The organism is Micromonospora sp. NPDC047730 (genome assembly GCF_043204765.1).
Lineage (GTDB): Bacteria > Actinomycetota > Actinomycetes > Mycobacteriales > Micromonosporaceae > Micromonospora.
Genome location: NZ_JBIDCU010000009.1, coordinates 107,353 through 128,839, shown reverse-complemented (window position 1 = coordinate 128,839; position 21,487 = coordinate 107,353). Strand labels below are relative to the sequence as shown.

At 75.6% G+C, this 21,487-nt stretch carries 23 protein-coding genes; 13 read left to right on the top strand and 10 right to left on the bottom strand.

Annotated elements, in window-relative coordinates; all coding sequences use genetic code 11:
• Positions 1–62: 62 nt before the first annotated feature.
• The gene (locus ACGF5G_RS21595; protein ID WP_393265291.1) at positions 63–524 is read right to left on the bottom strand and encodes a GNAT family N-acetyltransferase; all 462 of its coding nucleotides are present in this window, start codon (positions 522–524) and stop codon (positions 63–65) included.
• A gap of 19 nt (positions 525–543) precedes the next feature.
• Entirely contained in the window at positions 544–1,044 is a 501-nt protein-coding gene (locus tag ACGF5G_RS21590) for a MarR family winged helix-turn-helix transcriptional regulator (RefSeq protein ID WP_393265288.1), read from the bottom strand.
• Positions 1,045–1,133: 89 nt separating this feature from the next.
• Here ACGF5G_RS21590 and ACGF5G_RS21585 point away from each other — a divergent pair, with 89 nt between their 5' ends.
• Positions 1,134–2,039: an EamA family transporter gene (locus ACGF5G_RS21585; protein WP_393265285.1), complete on the top strand. Its 906-nt coding sequence runs from the start codon at positions 1,134–1,136 to the stop codon at positions 2,037–2,039.
• Between the two features lie 8 nt (positions 2,040–2,047).
• Here the strand turns inward: ACGF5G_RS21585 and ACGF5G_RS21580 are convergent, their stop codons facing one another.
• Complete coding sequence (locus tag ACGF5G_RS21580) at positions 2,048–2,308, bottom strand: Prokaryotic metallothionein (RefSeq protein WP_393265283.1); 261 nt, start codon at positions 2,306–2,308, stop codon at positions 2,048–2,050.
• Between the two features lie 158 nt (positions 2,309–2,466).
• Here ACGF5G_RS21580 and ACGF5G_RS21575 point away from each other — a divergent pair, with 158 nt between their 5' ends.
• The 3 genes from ACGF5G_RS21575 (at position 2,467) to ACGF5G_RS21565 (ending at position 4,244) form a co-directional block, all read left to right on the top strand.
• Positions 2,467–2,742: an isoamylase early set domain-containing protein gene (locus ACGF5G_RS21575; RefSeq protein ID WP_393265281.1), complete on the top strand. Its 276-nt coding sequence runs from the start codon at positions 2,467–2,469 to the stop codon at positions 2,740–2,742.
• Positions 2,743–2,858: 116 nt separating this feature from the next.
• The gene (locus tag ACGF5G_RS21570; protein WP_393265278.1) at positions 2,859–3,605 is read left to right on the top strand and encodes a lytic polysaccharide monooxygenase; all 747 of its coding nucleotides are present in this window, start codon (positions 2,859–2,861) and stop codon (positions 3,603–3,605) included.
• A 66-nt stretch (positions 3,606–3,671) separates the two neighbouring features.
• The gene (locus tag ACGF5G_RS21565) at positions 3,672–4,244 is read left to right on the top strand and encodes a DUF305 domain-containing protein (protein ID WP_393265275.1); all 573 of its coding nucleotides are present in this window, start codon (positions 3,672–3,674) and stop codon (positions 4,242–4,244) included.
• Between the two features lie 53 nt (positions 4,245–4,297).
• Here the strand turns inward: ACGF5G_RS21565 and msrB are convergent, their stop codons facing one another.
• On the bottom strand, positions 4,298–4,711 hold the full coding sequence (msrB, locus tag ACGF5G_RS21560) for a peptide-methionine (R)-S-oxide reductase MsrB (protein WP_393265274.1): 414 nt from the start codon (positions 4,709–4,711) through the stop codon (positions 4,298–4,300).
• A gap of 47 nt (positions 4,712–4,758) precedes the next feature.
• Here msrB and ligD point away from each other — a divergent pair, with 47 nt between their 5' ends.
• From ligD to ACGF5G_RS21535, 5 genes are all read left to right on the top strand, one after another.
• The gene (gene ligD, locus ACGF5G_RS21555; protein ID WP_393265271.1) at positions 4,759–5,784 is read left to right on the top strand and encodes a non-homologous end-joining DNA ligase; all 1,026 of its coding nucleotides are present in this window, start codon (positions 4,759–4,761) and stop codon (positions 5,782–5,784) included.
• A gap of 305 nt (positions 5,785–6,089) precedes the next feature.
• Positions 6,090–9,284 carry an FtsX-like permease family protein gene (locus ACGF5G_RS21550; RefSeq protein ID WP_393265268.1) on the top strand — a complete coding sequence of 1,065 codons (3,195 nt, stop codon included), beginning with the start codon at positions 6,090–6,092 and terminating at the stop codon, positions 9,282–9,284.
• 4 nt (positions 9,285–9,288) lie between these two features.
• Entirely contained in the window at positions 9,289–12,039 is a 2,751-nt protein-coding gene (locus ACGF5G_RS21545; protein ID WP_393265265.1) for an FtsX-like permease family protein, read from the top strand.
• Position 12,040: 1 nt separating this feature from the next.
• Positions 12,041–13,039: an ABC transporter ATP-binding protein gene (locus ACGF5G_RS21540; protein ID WP_393265262.1), complete on the top strand. Its 999-nt coding sequence runs from the start codon at positions 12,041–12,043 to the stop codon at positions 13,037–13,039.
• Between the two features lie 70 nt (positions 13,040–13,109).
• Positions 13,110–13,952 carry an ABC transporter ATP-binding protein gene (locus ACGF5G_RS21535; protein WP_393265260.1) on the top strand — a complete coding sequence of 281 codons (843 nt, stop codon included), beginning with the start codon at positions 13,110–13,112 and terminating at the stop codon, positions 13,950–13,952.
• A 170-nt stretch (positions 13,953–14,122) separates the two neighbouring features.
• Here the strand turns inward: ACGF5G_RS21535 and ACGF5G_RS21530 are convergent, their stop codons facing one another.
• Positions 14,123–14,659, bottom strand: a complete 537-nt coding sequence (locus ACGF5G_RS21530) for a hypothetical protein (RefSeq protein ID WP_393265257.1) — start codon at positions 14,657–14,659, stop codon at positions 14,123–14,125.
• A gap of 155 nt (positions 14,660–14,814) precedes the next feature.
• A complete protein-coding gene (locus ACGF5G_RS21525; RefSeq protein WP_393265254.1) occupies positions 14,815–15,267 on the bottom strand; it encodes a GNAT family N-acetyltransferase in 453 nt (150 codons plus the stop codon).
• 73 nt (positions 15,268–15,340) lie between these two features.
• Here ACGF5G_RS21525 and ACGF5G_RS21520 point away from each other — a divergent pair, with 73 nt between their 5' ends.
• Positions 15,341–15,853 (top strand): potassium channel family protein, encoded by a 513-nt coding sequence (locus ACGF5G_RS21520; protein ID WP_393265252.1) that lies wholly within the window; start codon positions 15,341–15,343, stop codon positions 15,851–15,853.
• Here the strand turns inward: ACGF5G_RS21520 and ACGF5G_RS21515 are convergent.
• Together ACGF5G_RS21515 and ACGF5G_RS21510 are read right to left on the bottom strand one after the other, a co-directional pair.
• Positions 15,780–17,363, bottom strand: coding sequence for an alpha/beta hydrolase (locus tag ACGF5G_RS21515; RefSeq protein WP_393265250.1), 1,584 nt, complete (start codon positions 17,361–17,363; stop codon positions 15,780–15,782). The genes ACGF5G_RS21520 and ACGF5G_RS21515 overlap by 74 nt on opposite strands.
• Positions 17,364–17,397: 34 nt before the next feature.
• Positions 17,398–18,513 carry an ATP-dependent DNA ligase gene (locus ACGF5G_RS21510; protein ID WP_393265247.1) on the bottom strand — a complete coding sequence of 372 codons (1,116 nt, stop codon included), beginning with the start codon at positions 18,511–18,513 and terminating at the stop codon, positions 17,398–17,400.
• 135 nt (positions 18,514–18,648) lie between these two features.
• Between ACGF5G_RS21510 and ACGF5G_RS21505 the strand changes: the two genes are divergently transcribed.
• Complete coding sequence (locus ACGF5G_RS21505) at positions 18,649–18,861, top strand: hypothetical protein (protein WP_393265245.1); 213 nt, start codon at positions 18,649–18,651, stop codon at positions 18,859–18,861.
• Between the two features lie 135 nt (positions 18,862–18,996).
• A complete protein-coding gene (locus ACGF5G_RS21500) occupies positions 18,997–19,419 on the top strand; it encodes an SRPBCC family protein (protein ID WP_357696483.1) in 423 nt (140 codons plus the stop codon).
• On the opposite strand, the gene ACGF5G_RS21495 is transcribed toward ACGF5G_RS21500, so the two are convergent.
• A complete protein-coding gene (locus ACGF5G_RS21495) occupies positions 19,394–19,885 on the bottom strand; it encodes a GNAT family N-acetyltransferase (protein WP_393265241.1) in 492 nt (163 codons plus the stop codon). The genes ACGF5G_RS21500 and ACGF5G_RS21495 overlap by 26 nt on opposite strands.
• Positions 19,886–19,932: 47 nt before the next feature.
• Here ACGF5G_RS21495 and ACGF5G_RS21490 point away from each other — a divergent pair, with 47 nt between their 5' ends.
• Positions 19,933–20,466, top strand: a complete 534-nt coding sequence (locus ACGF5G_RS21490; protein ID WP_393265239.1) for a DUF1990 family protein — start codon at positions 19,933–19,935, stop codon at positions 20,464–20,466.
• 51 nt (positions 20,467–20,517) lie between these two features.
• On the opposite strand, the gene ACGF5G_RS21485 is transcribed toward ACGF5G_RS21490, so the two are convergent.
• On the bottom strand, positions 20,518–21,438 hold the full coding sequence (locus ACGF5G_RS21485; protein WP_393265237.1) for a DNA-3-methyladenine glycosylase family protein: 921 nt from the start codon (positions 21,436–21,438) through the stop codon (positions 20,518–20,520).
• Positions 21,439–21,487 lie beyond the last annotated feature (49 nt).

Below are 21,487 nucleotides of genomic sequence, written 5' to 3'. Positions count from 1 at the left end.
TGACCCGAGGGGGCTGGTCCACCGGACGGCCCGGCGCCTCGCTCTGCCGGAGGATGCCGCATCTACTTGCGTTGGTCAGTGCCTTCCCGGCGCATCGGGGTGTGCGGAATGCCGTCCTCGACGTAGCCGGGGCCGCTGACGGCGAAGCCGTGCCGGGCGTAGAAGTCGACCAGGTGGGACTGGGCCTCCAGCACGCACGGGCGGTCGCCGACCACCTCCAGTGCCGCCGCCATCAGCCGGCCGGCGTGCCCGCCGCCGCGCGCCCGCGGAGTGACCACCACCCGCCCGATCCGCGCGACGCCGCCCGGGTCGGCGAGGATCCGCAGGTACGCTGCCGGCGCGCCGTCGTCGTCGAGCCACAGGTGCCGGGTGCCGGGCTCGACGTCCCGCCCGTCGAGTTCCGGGTACGGGCACGCCTGCTCGACCACGAACACGTCGATCCGGAGCCGGAGCAGGTCGTGGAAGGTGCGGGCGTCCAGGTCGGCGAACGAGGCGACCCGGATCGGAAGGTTCTGCTGCGGCATGCCGCGATGGTAGGTCGACTCACGGGCTGCGCGTGTCGCCGAGTGACTCCAGCATGGTCCGCAGGGTGTCCGCGAGGGTGTCGCGCTGCGCCGGGGTGAGCGCGGCGAGCAGCCGGTGCTCGGTGGCGACGTGGTCGGGCAGGACCCGGTCGATGAGCGCCAGTCCCTCGTCGGTGAGGCCGACCTGCACCGCGCGGCCGTCGGTGTCGCTGCGGGTGCGGGTCACCAGGTTGCGCGCCTCGAGCCGGTCGAGCCGCTGGGTGACGGCGCCGGAGGTGACCATCGACGAGTGCATCAGCTGGGTCGGGGTCAGCCGGTGGGGCGGGTCGCTGCGGCGCAGGGTGGCGAGCACGTCGAAGGACGCGGAGTCGAGGCCGTGTGCGCTGAACGTGCGGTGCAGTTCCGCCCCGGCGAGCCGGGAGAGCCGGGATAGGCGACCGAACACCCCCATCGGGGAGGCGTCCAGATCCGGTCGTTGGGCGGCCCACTGCGCCAGCACCCGGTCGACGTGATCGGCCATCCGATCACCCTAGCAGCGGTGCCTTAGTGGTGAGGTAGTTCACGGCGGACGCCGCGCCACTTACCTTAGCGCTCAGATAAATTATCTCAGTGCTAAAGAATCGAACGCTCGTCCTCGGCGTGACCGCGCTGGCCCCGGCGATCTGGGGGACCACCTATCTCGTCACCACCGAGCTGCTGCCCCCGCAGCGCCCGCTGCTGGCCGCGGTGGTGCGTGCCCTGCCCGCCGGTCTCCTCCTGGTCGCGGTCACCCGGCAACTGCCCAGGGGCGCGTGGTGGTGGCGGGCGGCGGTGCTCGGCGCCCTGAACATCGGCTTCTTCTTCGCGCTGTTGTTCGTCGCCGCGTACCGGCTTCCGGGCGGGGTCGCCGCGACCGTCGGCGCGGTGCAGCCGCTCCTGGTCGCCGCGCTCTCCGCCGGCGTGCTCGGCGACCGGCTGACCCCGCGTACCGTCCTCGCCGGCGCCGCGGGGGTGGCCGGGGTCGGGCTGCTGGTGCTGCGGGCGGACGCGCGCCTCGACGGCGTCGGCGTCGCCGCCGCGCTCGGCGGCGCGGTCGTGATGGCCGGCGGCGTGGTGCTCAGCAAGCGGTGGTCGTCGCCCGCGCCGCTGCTGGCCACCACGGGTTGGCAGCTCGCCGCCGGCGGCCTGCTGCTCCTTCCGGTCGCCGTGCTGGTCGAGGGTCCCCCGCCGGCGGTGCTGACGGCCGGGAACCTGATCGGGTACGGCTACCTCACGCTCGTCGGCTCCGCTCTCGCCTACGCCCTCTGGTTCCGCGGCATCCGCGCCCTCACACCTACCACCGTCACCTTCCTCGGCCTGCTCAGCCCGCTGGTGGCGACGGCGTTGGGCTGGCTCGTGCTCGCCCAGGAGCTCACCCCGGCGCAGCTGTCGGGCGGGCTGGTCGTCCTCGCCGCCATCGTCGTGCAGTCCCGGGCGTCGTCCCGCCCGGCCCGATCCCCGCGCCGCATCGCCCCGTCGGCGACGGCCCCCCGGTGAGACTCGCGTCAGGCGGGGCGGGCGCCCACCGCGTCGCGGATCTCGGCGCCCTGGGCGCCCACCTCGGCGCGGGCGCAGTGCGCGCAGCAGAAGAACCGGCCGGACACCTCCACCCCATGCCCGACGATCTTGATCTGGCAGTGCTCGCAGATCGGCGCCATCTTGTGCACGGCGCACTCGAAGCAGTCGAAGGTGTGCACGTCGCCGCTGACGGTTCGCACCTCGAACGCCATCCAGTAGTCGTTACCGCAGACCTCGCAGGTTGCCACGACATAACCCCCCGAAATAGGACACGTTTTCCCAAGCCTGCGGTACGGGCGCGGCTCCGGCGGTCGAAACAGCCGAGCTGGTCGGGTTCGGCGGCGTGTCGCCCCCGGCGTGTCGGCCGTTGTACGGGGTGACCGCGCACGACCGGAGGAACGACGACATGATCAAGCGGAACAAGCTCTTCGGCAACCAGACCCGGGTCACGTTCAGCCTGCCCCGCGACACCCCGCCCGGCGCCGTCAGCGTGGTCGGCTGCTTCAATGGCTGGGAGCCGGGGCGGCACGAGCTGGTCCCGCGCCGCGACGGCACCCGTACGGTCACCGTGCGGCTCGGCCCGGGCGAGTACCACTTCCGCTATCTCGCCAGCGGCGGCGTGTGGCTGGACGACGACTCCGCCGACCGGATCGACGAGCGGGGCGGCCTGCTGCTGCTCTGAGGGGGAGCGAAATGAGGGTCATCGATGTTGTTATCGACAGGAGTCTTTACTGTTAAGAAGGTTTAATTTATGTTGGGTGGCACCTCACCAGCCCGAAGTCCGAAGGAGCTGCCACCATGCGCCGAAGAATCACGATCCCGCTCGTGGCGACGGGCGCCGTCGTCTCCACCCTGGCCGTCGCGGCGCCCGCCCAGGCCCACGGCTACGTGTCGGGACCGCCGAGCCGCCAGGCGCTCTGCGCCCAGGGCCGGGTCCCGGACTGCGGACAGATCAAGTACGAGCCGCAGAGCGTGGAGGGCCCGAAGGGGCTGCGCAGCTGCCACGCCGGGATCGCCCACTTCGCCGTCCTGAACGACGACAGCCGGGGCTGGCCCGCCACCGCGGTCGGCTCCTCGGTGACCTTCACCTGGACCAACACCGCCCGGCACGCCACCAGCAACTGGGAGTACTTCGTCGGTGGCAACCGGGTGGCGGTCTTCGACGGCGGTGGGCGGCAGCCCGAGGCCACCGTCTCGCACACCGTCGACCTGAGCGGCTGGTCCGGACGGCAGAAGGTGCTCGCCGTGTGGAACATCGCGGACACCGCCAACGCGTTCTACTCCTGTGTCGACCTCCAGGTCGGCGGGGGCGGCGGCCCGTCGCCCACGCCGAGCCCGACGCCGCCGGCCCCGTCGCCCACCCCGACCCCCACCGCCTCCCCGACCACCCCTCCCGCCCCGGGCGGCAGCTGGACGGCGGGCCGGGCGTACCAGGCCGGCGACCAGGTCACCTACGGCGGGCTGACGTACCGCTGCCGGCAGGCGCACACCGCGATCCCCGGCTGGGAACCGCCCCACGTGCCGGCGCTCTGGACCCAGGTCTGACCGCACGGGTGCGGCCCGCCCCCCGGCGCCCGCCGCACCCGTCACCACCCCGGATCGGAGTGCGCCATGCGACGGCTGCGCACGGTCGCCCTGCTCGCCGCCCTGCTGCTGGCATCCGGCTGCGGCGCGGGGACACCCCCGACGCCGCCCGCGCCCGCCGTGCCCGCAACGACCGCGGCCACCGGGAGCGCGCTGAGCGGGCTGGACGTGGTCTTCCTGACCACCATGACGGCGCACACCGAGCTGACGCTGGAGATGGTGCGGCTCGGCCGGGACCGGGTGACCGACCGGAAGCTGCGCACCCTGGTCGCCGCCATCGAGGTCACCGAGTCCGACGAGCTCGCCACGATGCGCGGCTGGCTGCGGGACGCCGGGCCCGCCGGGACAGCCCACCGGCACGACCACGACCACGGGACCGCCGCCGGGGACCTGGCACGCCTGCGGGCCGCCCCGGACGGCGAGGTCGACCGCGTCCTGCTCGACGTGCTCCGCGCCCACCAGGGCGCGGCGGCCGACCTGGCCCGGGCGCACCTGGCGGTCGGCAGCGACCCGAGGGTGCGCGACCTCGCCGGACGCGTCGAGCGCTCGCGTACGGCCGAGGTCTCGCTCCTGGCCGGGCTGGCGGCGGCCCGGCGCTGACCCGGCGACCCGGCGACTCGTGGTCGGGTCGCCCGACCCGGCGGCCCCCGCCCTCAGGCGTCGGCGCGCGGCTCCAGTCGGATGGAGACCGAGTTGACGCAGTGCCGGGTGTCCCTGGGGGTGAAGCCCTCGCCCCGGAACACGTGACCGAGGTGACTGTCGCACCGGGCACAGCGGATCTCGGTGCGGCTCATCCCCAGGCTGCGGTCCTCGATCTCCTTGACCGCGCCGGGGATGGCGGCGTCGAAGCTGGGCCACCCGCAGTGCGAGTCGAACTTCGTGTCGCTCGGGAAGAGCTCCGCGCCGCAGGCCCGGCAGCGGTAGATCCCCGGCGTCTTCGTGTCGACGTACTCGCCGGTCCACGGGCGCTCGGTGCCGGCCTCCCGCAGCACCCGGAACTCCTCGGGGCTGAGCCGGACCCGCCACTCTTCCTCGGTGCGGGGCAGTTCGCTCTCGTCAAGACTCACCCGCCAACGGTACGCCGGACGTCGGGGGTGTGGCATATGGTCGCGCAATGGGTGGCACGAAGGCCGCGGCCGAAGAGATCGAGGTGGCCGGGCACACCGTACGGCTGACCAGTCCGGAGCGGGTCATCTTCCCGCAGCGCGGCTTCACCAAGGCCGACGTCTTCCACTACTACGTCGCCGTGGGCGACGGCATCATGCGCGCGCTGCGCGGGCGTCCCACCACGTTGCAGCGTTTCCCTGAGGGCGTCGAGGGGGAGGCGTTCTTCCAGAAGCGGGTGCCCGCGCGGGGCGTGCCGCCGTGGGTGGAGACGGCCACCATCAGCTTCCCGAGCGGTCGCAGCGCCGCCGAGCTCTGCCCGGCCGACCTGGCCCACGTGGCCTGGGCCGCCCAGATGGGCACCATCGTGTTCCACCCGTGGCCGGTGCGCGCCGCCGACGTCGACCGCCCCGACGAGCTGCGCGTCGACCTCGACCCGCAGCCGGGCACCGACTTCGCCGACGCGGTCGCCGCCGCCGTCGAGTTGCGGGGGCTCCTCGACGAGCTGGGCGTCCCCGGCTGGCCGAAGACCTCGGGCGGTCGCGGCGTGCACGTCTACCTGCGGATCGCGCCACGCTGGACGTTCACCGAGGTGCGCCGGGCCACCATCGCGCTCGCCCGCGAGCTGGAGCGGCGCCGGCCGGAGCTGGTCACCACCGCCTGGTGGAAGGAGCAGCGGGGCACCCGCGTCTTCGTCGACTACAACCAGATGGCCCGGGACCGCACGATCGCCTGCGCGTACTCGCTGCGGGCCAACGCCCGGGCCACCGTCTCCACCCCGGTCACCTGGGACGAGCTGCCCGACGTCGACCCGGACGACTTCGACCTGCGCAGCGTCCCGGCCCGGCTGGCCGAACGCGGCGACCCGCACGCCGGCATCGACGACGCGGCGTGGGACATCACCCCGCTGCTGGAGTGGGCCGACCGGGACGACGCCGCCGGCCAGGGCGACATGCCGTACCCGCCGGACCACCCCAAGATGCCCGGCGAGCCGAAGCGGGTGCAGCCCTCCAAGGACCGCGACCGCCCCCGCTGACCGGCGCGCGCCGGCTCTCGTGCTGCCGCCCGGCGGCGTGGCCGTCACCGCCGGCCGGCGTACGCCTCCACGGCCTCCACGGCCGAGCGCAGGTCCGCGCCGGTCGCCTTTCGGTACGCGGCGATCGCCTGAGAACGATCTCCATCCGGCGATGGAAGCACAGCGCCGTCATCCCGTCCGCCCCGCGCCCCGGCGATGGACCGCCGCCGATCGGGTAACGATCAAGTAACGGGCGCGAACCTTTCCCGGACCGTCACCCCTCTCCCTGATCGTCGGCCCGACACCGGGCCAGGGGAGGGCATCGGATGAAGCTGGTGTGGAGGCGGGCCCACGAGGCGCGCGGGCTGCTGCTCGCGGCGGTGGTCGCGGCCCTGGTGGCGGTCGCGTTGGTCACCGGCCTCTCCGACTACAACCGCCGAGCCGTCGAGGCCGGCCAGCGCGCCCTGCTCACCGGGGCGTCCTTCGAGGAGCGCAGCATCCTGGTCAGCGGTGCGGCCGGCCGGGACGCGACCGAGTTCGCCACCCGCGACCGGGCGGTCCGCGACGGCTTCGCCGCCGGTCTCGGCGGTGCGCCGATCACCGTCGACGCCGCCCGCTACGGCGGTGGCCGTGAGCTGACCGGCGACCTCGGCCCGGTGGTCCGGGAGGACGACGACCCGGTCTTCGCCAGCCTCGCGACCCTCGACGACCTGCCCCGCCACGCGGAGCTGAGCAGCGGCGCGTGGCCCACCCCCGGGGCGTCCCCCGTGCAGGTGACGTTGCCGGAGAAGGTCGCCGGCGCGCTCGGGATGGCCACCGGCGACCGGGTACCGATGCTGGACCGCAGGTCCGAGCGGACCAGCGAGGTGGTGCTCGTCGGGACGTGGCGCCCGCGCGACGCGGCCGACCCGTACTGGCTGTTGGCCCCCGGGGTGGGCGCCGGCAGTGCGGCGGACTCCGGCACCTCGTACGGGCCCTTCGTGCTGGACCGGGCCGACTTCGTCGCGACCTACCCGGGCGCGGTGTCGGCGTCCTGGGTGGTCGAGCCGGACCTCGCGGCCGTGGCCCGCGCCGGCCGGCTGCTCGACGTGCGGGCGGCGCTGAGCGCCGCCGTCACCGAGGTGCCCGAGGCGGCCGGGCTGGGCTCCTCGGCTCAGACCGTCACGGCGATCGACCGGCTGCTCGACCGCGTCGCCCGGGCCGACCTGGTCGGGCGCTCCTCGCTGGCCACCCCGCTGCTGCTGATCGTGGTCCTCGGCGGGTACGCGCTGGTGCTGGTCGCCGCCCTGCTGCACGAGGACCGGCGGGGCCAGACCGCCCTGCTCCGGGCCCGCGGCGCCGCCCGGCGGCAACTGGCCGGCCTGGCGGCCCGGGAGGCGGCGCTGGTCGTCCTGCCCGCCGGCGTGCTGGGGCCCCTGATCGCCGGCGAGGCGCTGCGGCACGTGGGCACCGACGGCGCCGCCCCGCTGGCGCTCTCCCCCGGGAACACCACGCTGGTCTGGGCCGCCGCGGCCGCCACCGCCGCCGGCTGCCTGGTCGCGATGGTCGTCCCGACGCTGCGGGGAGCCGGCACGTACGTCGCCGACATGGCGGCCCGGTCCCGTCCCACCCGCGCCGCGACCGTCCAACGGGCCAGCCTCGACCTGGTGCTGGTCGGCTTCGCGGTGCTGGCCTGGACGCAGCTGCGCCAGTACTCCTCGCCGGTCACCGGGGCCGGCGGGCGGCTCGGGGTCGACCCGCTGCTGGTCGCCGCGCCGACGCTGGGCGTGCTCGCCGGCGCGGTCGTGGCGCTGCGGCTGCTGCCGCCCGCGACCCGGTTCGCCGAGCGGTTCGTCGACCGCCGGCCGTGGACGGCGACGATGTTCGGCATGTGGCAGGCCGGCCGGCGCCCGCACGCCGGCCCGGTGCTGCTGCTTGCCCTCGCCGTCGGCGGCAGCACCCTGGCCTGGTCGCTGGTGACGACGGGGGAGCGGTCGCAGGCCGACCAGGCCGAGCACACCGTCGGCGCCGACCTGCGGGTCGTCGAGCGCACCGGCGCGGCGCCCGACGACCGGGCCGGTCAGGTCGGCGTGCTGCCCGGCGTCGACGGGGTGCTGCCGGCCTGGCGGGACGAGATCCGCCTCGGCCGCGACGACCTGCCGACGACGGTGGTGAGCCTGGACGCCGCGGGCGCGACCGGCGTGCTGCGGCTCAACGAGCGACTGGCCGACGAGCCGGTGCCGGCGCTGCTGGACCGGCTGACCCGGGCGCGCGGCGCGCCGGCCGGCATGGACCTGCCCCCGGGCACCCGCTCCCTCACCGGCACGGTGCGTACGCCCGTGCGGGACGCCGTCACGCCGCACCAGATCGGTCTCTGGGTGCTGCTGACCCGGGCGGACGGGCTGGCCTTCCGGATTCCGGCGGGCAGCAGCGGCAGCGACGGCCGGCCGGTGCCGTTCACCGTCGCCGTCCCCGACGGGGCGGGCACCGTGCGGCTGTCCGGCTTCGAGGTCGACGGCGGGGACGCGCGCGGGCGGGCGTACCGCCTGGAGGTGTCGGACCTGCGGGTGGTCGGCGCGGACGGCGCGGCCCGGCCGACGTCGCTGGCCGGCGGGTGGGTGGCCGCCGACGGCCAGGGGAAGCCGGTCCGCGCGAACGTCACGGCCACCGGCCTGAGCGCCGAGCGGGAGATCGAGTACCTGGCGGGGGGCCGCTTCGCGTTCCAGCCGCCGAGCCGCTTCGCCCTGGTGCCGGCCGCCGAGAACCGGCCGGTACCCGCGCTGATGACCCCGGCGGTGCGCGACGCGCTGAGTCTGCGCACCGGCGACACGGTCGACCTCGTGCTGTCCGGCGCGACGCTGCCGGTCACGCTGGTGGGCGAGCTGGACGAGGTGCCGTCCACGGCCGGCGCGGGTGTGCTGCTGGACCTGCCGGCGGCGACGGACTGGCTGATCCGGGATCGGGGCGCCATCCGGCCGGTCGCGGAGTGGTGGCTGGGCACCGACGGCGACGGCCACGCCGAGGCGGCCCGCGGGGCGGCCGAACTGGCCGGCACCACGCTGCTCGACCGGCGGGAGGTGGCCGAGCGGGCCGCCGGCGACCCGTACTGGCAGGGGGCCCGCACCGGGCTGCTCGCCGCCGCGCTCGGCTCGGTGCTGCTGGCGCTGGTCGGCCTGGTCGTCGACGTCTGGGCGACCGCCCGGCACCGGCTGGGGGAGTTCGCCGTGCTGCACACGCTCGGCGCCAGCCCCCGGCTGCTGGCCCGGGCGCTGCTGGCCGAGCAGACCTTCCTAGCCGGCATCGGCGTCGGTGTCGGCCTGCTGCTGGGCGCCGCGGTCGGCGCGACCATGGCCCCGCTGGTCATCCTCACGCCGTCCGCAGGTCGGCCGGTGCCGGAGGCCGCCTTCGTGGTGCCCTGGCTGCCCATCGGCCTGACCGCGCTCGGCCTGCTGCTGGCGGCACTCGCCTTCAGCGCGTTCATCGCCCTCGGCATCCGGCAGCGGGTGGCCGTGGCGCAGCTGCGGATCGGGGGAGACCGGTGACCGGGTGGAGCGTAGGGACGACCAGGAGCGGAGACGGGGCGTGGTGAGCATCGGGGCGGTCGCCCGCCGGGTACGGGCGTACGGCGGGCAGTTCCTGCTGCTCGCGGCGCTGACGCTGGTCGCCGTGCTGGTGATCAGCGGCGTGCCGAGGATCGTCAACGACCACGCCCAGCAGGGTCTGCGGTCCCACCTGGGCGCCGTGCCGCCGCAGCAGCGCGACGTGACGTACTCGACCGGGCCGCTCGTCGACACGGACACCGACACCTCCCTGGTGGCCGCGCACCAGGGCGACCTGGCGAAGCTGGAGGCCGGACTGCCGCCGGTCGTACGCCGGATGGTCGAACAGCGGTGGTTCACCGCGGAGACGGCGGCCAGCCGGGTGCGAGGCCCGGACCTGGCGGCGAAGAACCTCCTGGTCGACCTCGGCCTGCGGGCCGTGCCCGGGGTCGAGGAGGCCGGCACCCTGGTCGAGGGGCGCTGGCCGGCCGACGCGCCGAAGGGTCAGCCGGTGCAGGTGGCGCTGGCCGAGGACGTCGCCCGCAAGTTGAACCTGCGGCTCGGCAGCCGGCTCACCCTCGCCGCGCCGACTGCCGGCTCACCCTTCGAGTCCATGCCTCCCGTCCAGGTCGCCGTGGTCGGTCTCTTCCAGCCGCGTGCCGGTACCGACGGGCTCTGGGACGGCCTGCCGCCGCTGTTGCGGATCGTCGAGCCGGAGGGGGACGGCGAACCCTTCATCATCGTCGGCGTCGTCGACGGCGCGGCGCTGGACCGCCAGGCCGTCGCCGGCTGGCCGATGTCGTTCAGCTGGCGCTACCGGTTGGGCGCCGACGGCATTGACGTCCGCGAGCTGGACCAGGTGATCGACGGCCTCCAGCAGACGACCCGGGAGGCGGCCGGCCGGGACATCATCCAGGGGCTGGACATCCCGCTGCGGGAGTTCGCCGCCGAGGTGGACAGCGCCCGGACGGTGCTCGGGGTGATCGCCGCGGGCGTGTTGGCCACGCTGGCCGGCCTCGTCGCGCTGGCCGCCGGGCTGCTGGTGCGCCGGCGCCGGGCGGAGTTCATCCTGCTGCGCGCCCGGGGCGGGGCGGCCACCACGAACGCGGGCCGCAGCCTGGCCGAGGCGCTGCTGGTGGTGCCGCCCGCCGCCGCGCTCGGCTGGCTGCTCGGCGGCCTCGCTCCCGGGGCGCCCGGGGAGACCCGGTGGCTCGCCGTCGCCGCGACCGTCCTGGTGGCGTCGGCGCTGCCGGTGGCCACCCTCGCCGTCTCCACCGGCGGCACCGGGCGGCGTGACCTGGTCCGCGCGCGCCCCTCCGCGCGTCGGCTCACGGCGGAGGCGGCGCTGCTGGTCCTCGCGGGTCTCGCGGTCGTGCTGCTGCGCCGCCGTGGCCTCACTCCCGGCGAGGTCGATCCGCTGCTGGTCTCGGTCCCGGTGCTGCTGGCCGTCGCCGCGGCGGTGGTCGCGATGCGGTTGTACCCGTGGCCCCTGCGACTGGTCAGCCGGCTCGCCGCCCGCGCCCGGGGCAGCGTCGCCTTCCTCGGTACCGCCCGGGCCGGCCGGTCGGTCGTCGCCGTACCGCTGGTGGTCGTCGTGCTGGCCATCGCGACGGCGGCGTTCTGCGCGGTGACGGCCGCCGGGATCGAGGCGAGCCGGGACCGGGCCGCCAGCCGGGCGGTCCCCGCCGACGCCCTGATCCTCGGGGAGCGGATCGCCCCGGACACGGGCACCGAGTTGGAGCGGCTGCCGGGGGTACGCGCCGCTAGCCCCGTGCTGCAGGAGGCGGGCCAGCGCCTGACGAAGGACGCGGTCGGCACCGACACCAGGCTCGGCAGCGTCACCGTGCTCATGGTCGACGGCCCCGCCCTGGCCCGGATGGTCAGCCAGGCCGACGTCGACGTGACGGTGCCCGCGGCGCTGCGCACCCCCGCCGGGGGAACCGGCCCGCTGCCCGCGGTGGTCTCCCCGGCGGTCGCCGCCGAGCTGGCCACCGCCGGACTGGACGGCTCCGCCTTCGTCAGCGCCCAGGGCCAGCGGTACGAGTTCCGGGTCGCCGAGCGGACGGAGAGCTTCCCGCTGCTGCGTGCGGGCAGCAGCCGGTTCGTCATCCTGCCCTGGCAGTCGTTGCCCCGCCGGGACTACGCCGCCGTGCCGACCGGCTTCCTGGTCGTCGGCGACGGGCTGGACGTCGAGGCGCTGCGCCGGGTCGGCGACGCCGGGCAGTCGCGTTTCCAGAAGGGCGGGACCGTCACCGGCCGGGAGCGCTCGCGCAGCGTGGAGGTGCTGACCTTCGCGGACACCCGCCGGCAGGTGGGCGAGGGCGGCGCGAACGGGGTGCTCGCCTTCGGCTTCGTCGCCGGCGCGGCCGGCGGGACGGCGCTCGGCCTGCTCGCGATCGCCTTCACGGTGCTCGCCGGCGCCCGGGAGCGCGGCCAGGTGCTGTCCCGGCTGCGCACCCTCGGCCTGTCCCGGCGCCAGTGGCGCGGGCTGCTGGTGGTGGAACTGGCCCCGCTGGTGGGCGTCTCGGTGGTGACGGGCGCGCTGGTCGGCACGGTGTTGCCGCTGCTGCTCACCCCGGTGCTCGGCCTGTCCGCCTTCACCGACGGCGTGGAGGTCCGGGTGGCGTTCGAGCCCGGCCTGGCGGCGGGGGTCGTCGCGTTGGGGGCGATCGCCCTCGGCTTCGCGGTCGCCGTCGAGGCCCTGAACAACCGCCGGATGCGCCTCGGCGAGGTGCTCCGGCTCGGAGAGGAGAGCTGACATGACCGCTACCGCGGAGACCACCGCCGTGCCGGACCTGGCCGCCCTGCAACAGCGGGCCGCCGAGCGCGCGGCGGAGCGGGCCGGTGGCCGGGACCTGTTGCGCGGGCACATCGTCTGCGACGGGCTGGTCCGGATCTTCAAGACCGAGGGGGTGGAGGTGGTCGCGCTACAGGGGCTCGACCTGGTCATCGACCGGGGCGAGCTGGTGGCGATCGTGGGTGCCTCCGGTTCCGGCAAGTCGACCCTGCTGAACATCCTCTCCGGGCTGGACACCCCCACCGCCGGCATCGCCCGCGTGGGCGACTACGACCTGCTCAACCTCTCCGCACGGCGGAGACTGAGCTACCGGCGTGACATGGTGGGGTTCGTCTGGCAGCAGACCGGCCGCAACCTGCTGCCGTACCTGACCGCGCTGGAGAACGTCGAGCTGCCGATGCGGCTGGCCGGTCGGCGGGGCGGCCGGCGGGCCCACCGCGAGCGGGCCCGGGAACTGCTCGACCTGGTCGGCGTGGGCCACTGCGCCGACCGGCGGCCGGGGCAGCTCAGCGGCGGCGAGCAGCAGCGCTGCGCGGTGGCGGTGGCGGTGGCCAACGACCCCGAGGTGCTCTTCGCCGACGAGCCGACCGGTGAGCTGGACGAGGCGACCGGCGCCGAGGTGTTCGGGGCGCTGCGCACCATCAACGCCGAACTCGGCGTCACCATCGTGGTGGTCACCCACGACCACGCCGTGGCCACCCAGGTCCGCCGGACCGTCGCGATCCGCGACGGCCGGACCGCCTCCGAGGTACGCCGGACCGCGCGGATCGGCGCGGACGGCAGCACCGAGCTGGTCAGCGAGGAGTACGCCGTGCTCGACCGCACCGGCCGGATGCAGCTGCCGGCGTCCTTCGTCGACGCCCTGTCGCTGCGGGACCGGGTGCGGCTCAACCTGGAGCCGGACCACGTGGAGGTGCGGCCGGGCGACCGGGCGCGGGACGAGCGGGAGGCGACGCAGTGAGCGGGCCAGGAATCAGTCGGTACCGCGTGGCCGAGCCAATCGGCCGCGCCGAGCGCAGCGGGGCGGGATCATGAGCGAGCGGGACGTGGTGGCGGACGGCCGGTACGACGGGGCGACGGTCGACGGGCGCCCCGGCGGGACGGTGCCGGACGGGCGGCTCGGGGGCACCGCGCACGGGCGCTCCGGGGCCGTCGCGGACGGGCGGCCCGGCGCAAGCGTGGCGGGCGTCGCGGTCACCGACGAGGTGGTCCGGGTGGCGGAGGTCAGCCGCACGTTCGGCCGCGGTGAGCACGCGGTGCACGCCGTGCGGGAGGTGTCGTTCTCCGCCGGGCGGGGCGAGCTGGTCGCCGTACGGGGCCGTTCCGGGGCGGGCAAGACCACCCTGCTGAACCTGGTCGGCGGGCTGGACCGGCCCGACTCGGGTCGGGTGGTGGTGGCGGGGCACGACGTGACCGGGGTCGGCGAGCGGGAGCTGCTGGAGCTGCGCCGGGGCATCGTCGGCTTCGTGTTCCAGACCTTCGGGCTGGTGCCGATCCTCTCCGCCGCCGAGAACGTCGGCGTGCCGCTGCGGCTGGCGCGGGTGCCGGCGGCCGAGCGGGAGGAGCGGGTGGCGGTGCTGCTGGAGCTGGTCGGCCTGGGCGGGCACGCCGCGCAGCGGCCGTACGAGCTGTCGGGCGGGCAGCAGCAGCGGGTGGCGGTGGCCCGGGCCCTGGCCAACGAGCCCGACCTGCTGATCGCCGACGAGCCCACCGGCCAGCTCGACTCGGAGACCGGCCGCTCGATCATGGACCTGATCCGGGCGGTCGTGCACGCCCGGGGCATGACCGCGCTGGTCGCCACCCACGACCCGGCCCTGATCGACCTCGCCGACCGCGTCCTCACCCTCCGCGACGGCCGCCTGGTCGACGGCTGACCGGGGCGGGTCCGCACCGACGTGCGGTGCGGACCCCCGGGTGCCGGCGACCAGGGCGAACGAGGCGCCCGGGCTGCGCGGGTCGAGGCGGGTGGTCGGCTCGTCGTGCGCGTTGCGCACTCAGTCCCGGCAGCGCCGCCGGTGGCCGGCTCGTCGAGCGCGGCTCGCACTCAGTCCCGGCAGCGCCGCCGGTGGTAGGCCGCGGTGAGCGCGAGCAGCAGCGGACCCCAGAGCAGCAGCGGGGTGTAGCAGGCCAACAGCAGCGCCGTCCCGCCAGGGGAGAAGCCGAACCCGTCGCCGCGCGGGAGCCCGCCAAACGCGGCGTACCCCCAGATCAGGATGAGCGCGACGCCGCCCGCGGTGGCCGCGGTCTCGGCGAACGGCGGCGGCACCCGCCGGCCGCCGACCAGCGGCAGCCAGCGTGGGAAGACCTCGCCCCACTGCCGGACCAGTCCGATCGAGAGCAGCGCCAGCGCCTCCTGGACCACGCTCAGCGACAGGATGTAGACGGCCTCCCAACCGCCGACCCGGACCGGCTCGCCGTGCGCGAACGCGCCGATCGGGACGCCGGCCACCAGTGCGATGCGCCACAGCCCCGACGGGAGGGTGAGCAGGGGAATCAGGTGGGCGGTCCGCACCGCCCACCGCGGCGCCGATCGTCCGTCCCGGGCGTGACCCGACGGGGCGATCGCGGTTGCGGTGCTCATGACGGACTCCGTTCCTCGGCGGCTGCTGCTCCAGCCTCGCCGGCCGAGGACGGCCCGCCACCCCGCCGGTGGGTGAACCGACTCCCCGACGCGGGGGAGCGTCCCGCAGTCCCGGGTCACCGTGCGGAAGGCGGGCCGGCGGGTCGGGCCCGAGGTCAGAGCGGAAGCTTCATGCCCTCGTGGCTGGCCACGAAGCCGAGGCTGAGGTAGAAGCGGTGGGCGTCGTGGCGGGTCTTGTCGGTGGTGAGCTGCACCAGGGCGCAGCCGCGCTGCTTCGCCTGGTCGACGGCCCAGGTCATCATCTGCCGGCCGAGGCCCCGCCCGCGCCGGTCCGAGTGGACGCGGACGGCCTCGACGAGCTGCCGCTCCGCGCCGTGCCGGCCGAGCCCGGGAATGTAGGTGAGCTGCATGCAGCCGACCACCTCACCGTCCGCGTCGGCCACGATGAGCTGGTTGCGCGGATCGGCGGCAATGTCCGCGAACGCCCTCTCGTACGCGTCGTCGACCTCCGTGAAGTCCCGGGACTTCCCGAGCACGTCGTCGGCGAGCAGGGCCAGCACGGCGGGCAGGTCGGCCCGGACCGCCTCCCGGAAGATCACGTCGCTCATGCCGTCAGCGTGACACAACGATGTGGGGCGATGCGGAGGCGGCGCTTGCCGGCACCAGGCAGCATGATGGCTCATGGACGTCCTGCTGCTGCCGTTCCGGTGGATCTACCGGGCGCTGGTCTGGTTCGCCAACTCACCCCGGACGTTGATCATCTCCTACCTGCTGATGATCGTGGTGGCCGGCGTCATCTACGGCCAGGTGGAGAACCGCACGGCGGCGGACGCGGTCTGGTGGGCGGTGGTGACCGCGTCCACCGTCGGGTACGGCGACATCTCACCGGCCAGCTGGCAGGGCCGGGCCCTCGCCGCGCTGCTCATCTCGACCATGGTGCTGCTGGTCATCCCGTTGATCACCGCGCACTTCGCCAGCCAGCTGATCGTCGACGACGACGCCTTCGAGCACGACGAGCAGGAGGAACTCAAGGCCGACGTCCGGCGCATGCGGGCGCTGCTGGAGGAGATCGCCGCCCGGCAGGGCATCGAGTTGCCCGACCTGCCGCCGGAACGGCCGGTCAGCGGGCCGGGCAGCGCAGCCCCTCTCTGGGCACGGTCAGGTCGATCAAGTAGGCGTCGACCGCCTCCGTGATGCAGGAGGTCTGCGGGTAGGCGGTGTGCCCCTCACCCTCCCAGGTGAGCACCCGGCCGACGCCGAGCATCTCGGCCAGCTTGCCGGTCTGCTCGTAGGGCGTCGCCGGGTCGCCGGTGGTGCCCACCACCAGGATCGGCGGTGCCCCGTCGGCCCGGCCGGTCGGGTACGGGTCGCGGCCGCCCGGCCACTCCGTGCAGGAGAGCATGCCGACGGCCAAAGACGGGCCGAACAGCGGGTACTTCGCCCGCCACTGCGACTGGAACTGGCGGATCCGCTCCCGGGTCGGCTTCTCCTCCTCGTCGGCGCAGTTGACGGCCAGGTTGGCGTCGAACAGGTTCGAGTAGTGCCCGTCGGAGTCCCGGTCGGCGTACGCGTCGGCGAGGCGGAACACGTCCGTCGGGTCGCCGCCCTCCAGCTCGTCGATGGCGCGGGCCAGCTCCTGCCACCCCTGCTCCGTGTAGAGCGAGGAGATGATCGCGTAGAAGACCCAGCCCGGGGTGGCCTCCCGGCCGTCGTCGCCGCGCACCGGGGACACCCGGGCCTTGTCGATCGCCGAGGTGACCGCGGCGCGGGCGTCCGGGGCGATCGGGCAGCGGCCGGCGTTGGCGGCGCACCACCGGGTGAAGTTGTCGAAGGCCCGCTCGAAGCCCCTGGCCTGACTCTCCGAGCCGGCGACCAGACCCTGCTTCGGGTCGATCGCGCCGTCGAGCACCATCGCCCGGACGTGCTGTGGGTAGAGCTGCGCGTAGGTGGCGCCGAGCAGGGTGCCGTAGGAGTAGCCGAGGTAGGTCAGCTTGTCGTCGCCGACGGCCGCGCGGACCATGTCCATGTCGCGGGCGGCCTGCTCGGTGCCGTAGAGCGCCAACTGGTCGCCGTAGCGGTCGCCGCAGCCGCGCCCGATCCGCTGGTTGAGCGCCACGAACCCGTCGAAGGACTCCTGGCTGCGCGGGTCGGGGTCGTAGCCGAAGCTCGCGTCCAGGTCGGCGTCCGGAATGCACTTCACCGGGCTGGAGCGGGACACCCCGCGAGGGTCGAAGCCGACGATGTCGAACCGGTCGGTGATCGAGGCGGGCAGGCCGCCGAACGCCGGCCCGTAGGAGAGGTAGACCGCCGTGTCCACCCCGGAGCCGCCCGGCCCGCCCGGGTTGACGACCAGCGAGCCGATCCGCTCGCGCTGCTTCGTCGACCGGGCGCGCAGCAGCGCGATCTCGAAGGTCTGCCCGGCGCCCGGGCCGGTGCCGGCCGCGCCGCCCATGCCCCAGTCACGCGGCACCTTGATCCGCGCGCACTCGTAGCGCATGTTCGGCGCGCTCCGCCCGACCAACTCCTCGGCCACCTCCGGGCAGGACCGCCAGGTCGGCGCGGCACCCGGCGCGGCGGCCTCGCCCTCGACGTCCGTCCGGGGGGCGAACGCCGGCAGGGTGCAGCCGGCGGCGAGCAGCGCGGCGGCGGCCAGGCCGGCCAGGGTGAGCCGGAACCGGCGGATCCGGGCGGAATTGCGGGTCACGAGCGGGCCTCCGTGATCGATTTCGACGGCCAGGCTACGCCGGGCCCGCGGCGGCGGAGCCCACGGTCACCGTCGGGTCGCCGCGGAGCACCTGGTCCACATCGAACCGGACCGGCCGGTCGAGCTGGTCGTAGCGGCAGGAGCCGGGCTCGCGGTCGGGCCGCCACCGGACGAACCGGGCGGTGTGCCGGAACCGATCGCCCTCCATCGCGTCGTAGCCGACCTCGACCACCAGCTCGGGGCGCAGCGGCTCCCACTCGAGGTTGCGGGTGCCGGTCCAGCGGCTGACCCCGCCGGGCAGGCGCTGGCCGCGCTCGTGGTCGCCGTGCACCCACGGGTGGTCGGCGCCGGCGTCCCGGTAGGGCTCCAGCTCCTCCAGCAGCTCGGCGCGGCGCGCCATGGTGAACGAGGCGCTCACCCCGACGTGGTGCAGCACGCCCGCGTCGTCGTAGAGCCCGAGCAGGAGCGAGCCGACCACCGGGCCCGACTTGTGCCACCGGAACCCGGCCACCACCACGTCGGCGGTGCGGGCGTGCTTGACCTTGAACATGAGCCGCTTGCCCGGCTCGTAGGGCAGGTCGGCCGGCTTGGCGATCAGGCCGTCCAGGCCGGCACCCTCGAAGACGTCGAACCAGCGGTGGGCGGTGTCGACGTCGGTGGTGACCTGGGTGACGTGCACCGGCGGGCGGACCCCGGCCAGGGCCGCCTCCAGCCGGGCCCGCCGCTGCGGATAGGGCTGGTCGAGCAGGGTCTCGTCGTCGAGGAGAAGCAGGTCGAAGGCGACGAAGTCGGCCGGCGTCGTCTCGGCCAGCAGCTTCACCCGGGAGGCGGCCGGATGGACGCGCTGGGCCAGCAGCTCGAAGTCGAGCCGGGGCTGCCCGCCCGGGCCGTCCCGCCGGATCACGATCAGCTCGCCGTCGACCGCGCACCGCTCGGGCAGCTGGCGGCGGGCCTGCTCGACCACCTCGGGGAAGTAGCGGGTCATCGACTTGCCGCCCCGGCTGGACAGCTCCACCTCGTCGCCGTCGCGGAACACGATGCACCGGAAGCCGTCCCACTTCGGCTCGTACGTCATCCCGGACGCGGTGGGGATCCGCGGGACGCTCTTGGCCAGCATCGGCTCGACCGGTGGACTGATCGGCAGCTTCACGGCGACAGTCAACCAGACCGCACCGACAGCCGTGAGGCAGATCACGGCCGGGCGGCGGGCGGCGTGTCCTCCCGCGCGCCCCTCGTCCCCGCCAGGGCGAATCGGAAAACCGCAGGTCAGAGCTACTTTCGCGGGGTGTCGGAGTGGGTCTGCGGGTGCTGCGGTCGGTGGCGGGTGAGCGTCGAGCTGATCCGGGGCCGCCACCGGTACCGGCTCGTGCGCCGCTACCCGGCCCGGTTCGGCGGGGGCAAGGACGTGCTCGGCGAGGTCGGCTCGGTGGCGGAGCTGGAGGAGCTGCTGCGCCGCCGTACCCCCCTGGGGCTGGCCGACCTGCACGAGGCCGCCTGACCCGACGGCGCCCGGGGCCCGGCGGAGGCGGGCGGACCGGCGGCGACCGACCGGCGGATGCCGCGGTCACGATCCGTCGGGCAGCGTCGTCACCGGTGGGCGCGGCGCGCGGGGCGCCGCCCGGGAGGGAGCGCGATGCGGTTCGAGGCCGGTACGGAGGTGGCCGCCGAGCCCGGACGGGTCTGGGCGGTGCTGGTCGACGTCGAGCGGTGGCCGGAGTGGACGCCCTCGGTGCGCCGGGCCTGGCGGGGGGAGCCGGGGCCGCTCGCGGTGGGCGCCACCGTCAGGCTGGAGCAGCCGAAGCTGCGGCCGGCCGTCTGGCGGGTCACCGAGCTGACCGAGGGGCACTCCTTCGCCTGGGTGTCGCGCAGCCCCGGCGTGCGCACCCTGGCCGAACACCGGGTGCTGCCGCTGGCCGACGGGCGCAGCCGGGTCGAGCTGGTGCTCGCGCAGTCCGGGCCGCTGGCCGGTCCGGTCGGCTGGCTCTACGGCGACCTGACGCGCCGCTACCTGCGGATGGAGGCCGACGGGCTCAGGCGTCGTTGCGAGCGGGACTGACCACGGCCTTCTCCAGCAGGGCCAGCCGGTGGCCGTTCGGGTCCGGCCGGTGCCCGACCACGCGGTAGCCGTGCCGGTGGTACAGCCGCAGGTTCTGCTCGCTGTCGGCCCCGGTGAAGAGCGCGAGGCGGCGCACGCGGGCGGCACAGGCCGCCTCGACCGCCCGTAGCAGCCGCCCGCCGACGCCCCGGCCCTGCTGGTCGGGGGCGACGGCGAGGCGGCCGACGTGCGCGGTGTCGCCGTCGACGTGCGCCCGCACCGAGCCGACCAGCCGGTGGCCGAGCCGGGCAGTGAGCACCGTCGCCGGCCCCGCCAGCGCGGCCCGCACCTCCTCCAGGGTCTCGGTCAGCGGCGGCAGGAACGGGTCGGCGTAGCGCTGGGCCTCCACGAGGTACGCGGCGCGCTGCACCGTGAGGATCTCGCCGGCGTCCGGCACGGCGGCGGGGGCGATGCGCGGCTCGATCACGCCGACAGCCAACCACACGGCCCCGCCGCGCCGCCCGTACGCTGGCGGTGATCCGTCGAGCCCCGGGGGTGCGCGCCGTGCCGGCACTGACCTATCCGCACGTCGGCGCCACCCGCGTCGGGGACCTGCCGCCCGGCTGGCGGCACGTGCGGCACCGGGTGCGGCTGCCCGACTCCTGCTTCGCCGCCGCCGGCGCGGCGGTGCTCGGCTGGCGCCTGCACCGGGCGGCCGGCATCCGGATGGACGCGGCGGCCGACCGCGCCGCGCCCGGGGTGCGGGTGGTCTCCCGGCTGGGCGTCGGCCCGCTGCGGCTGGCCGCGCCCTGCGAGGTGGTCTGGGCCGTCGACGACGACCGGCGGGCCGGCTTCGGGTACGGCACGCTGCCCGGGCACCCGGCCAGCGGCGAGGAGGCGTTCGTGGTCAGCCGCGACGCCGCCGGCCGCGTCTGGTTCGAGGTGGTCGCGTTCAGCCGCCCCGACCGCTGGGTCATGCGCGCCGCCGGGCCGGCCGGCCGGGCCTTCCAGCACGCGTACGCCTGGTGGCTCGGCCGCACCCTGCGCCGCCTCTGCGCCCGGTCCTGACCGCGCGTCCGTCCACGGCACCGTGCCACGGCCGGCGGGCGGGGCGGCCCGTCAGTACCGGGCGAAGGAGCGGATCGGCATCCGGGGGCCGTACTTCGGGGCCTGGACGCCCCCGGCCTCCAGCAGCACGCAGACCCGGCCCCGGTGCCCCCGGAACGGCTCCAGCAGCGCCAGCATCCGGGCGTCGTCGCCGCGCGGCTCGCCCGCGAGCGCCCAGGCCACCGTGTTCGGCACGTGGAAGTCGCCGACGCTGACCGCGTCCGGGTCCCCGTACGCGATCCGCACCACCTCGGCGGCGGTCCACGGCCCGATGCCGGCGATGGCGGTGAGCCGGCGGGTGGCTTCGGCGGAGTCCGCGCAGCGCTCCAACCGGTCGGCGACGGCGGCGGCGCGGCGCAGCGTGTCGGCCCGGCGCTGTTCCACCCCGAACGGGTGGAACACCCAGTACGGGGTGGCGGCCACCGCCGCCGGCTCCGGCGGCAGCAGCAGCGGCTGCATCGGCCCGGGCGCCGCCTCCGCGAAGTGCCGCACCGTCGCGGCGTACGCGCGGTACGCCTCCTTGCCGGTCACCTTCTGCTCGAAGACCGCCCGGAGCAGCCGGGGGAAGACCTGACCGGTGGCCGGCATCCGCAGCCCCCGGTGCTGGGCCGCCAGCCGCGCCACCACGGGGTGGCCGGCGGCGAGTTCCGCGAACCCGCTGAGGTCGTCGCGCAGCCCCGCGACCGCGTCCGCCCGCTCCACCACCCAGTCGGCGCCCGGGCCGTAGCCCTCGGCGAGCAGGTCGCCGCCGGCCGGCCGCAGGGCGAGGGTGGCCGGCCCGTCGGGGGTGCGGGTGGCCCACCAGAAGGTGCCCGCCGCGACACGCGCGCAGGGGTCGTACGCGCTGAAGGTCAGCGCCCGGACCGACGCGGCCAGCCGGTAGCCGGCCGGCGGGCGCAGCTCCCGGCGGGCGGAGGGTTCGGTCCCGGTCACCCGCCCATGCTGTCACGTCCCGGTCCCTCGACCGGCGGCACCGCCGGCG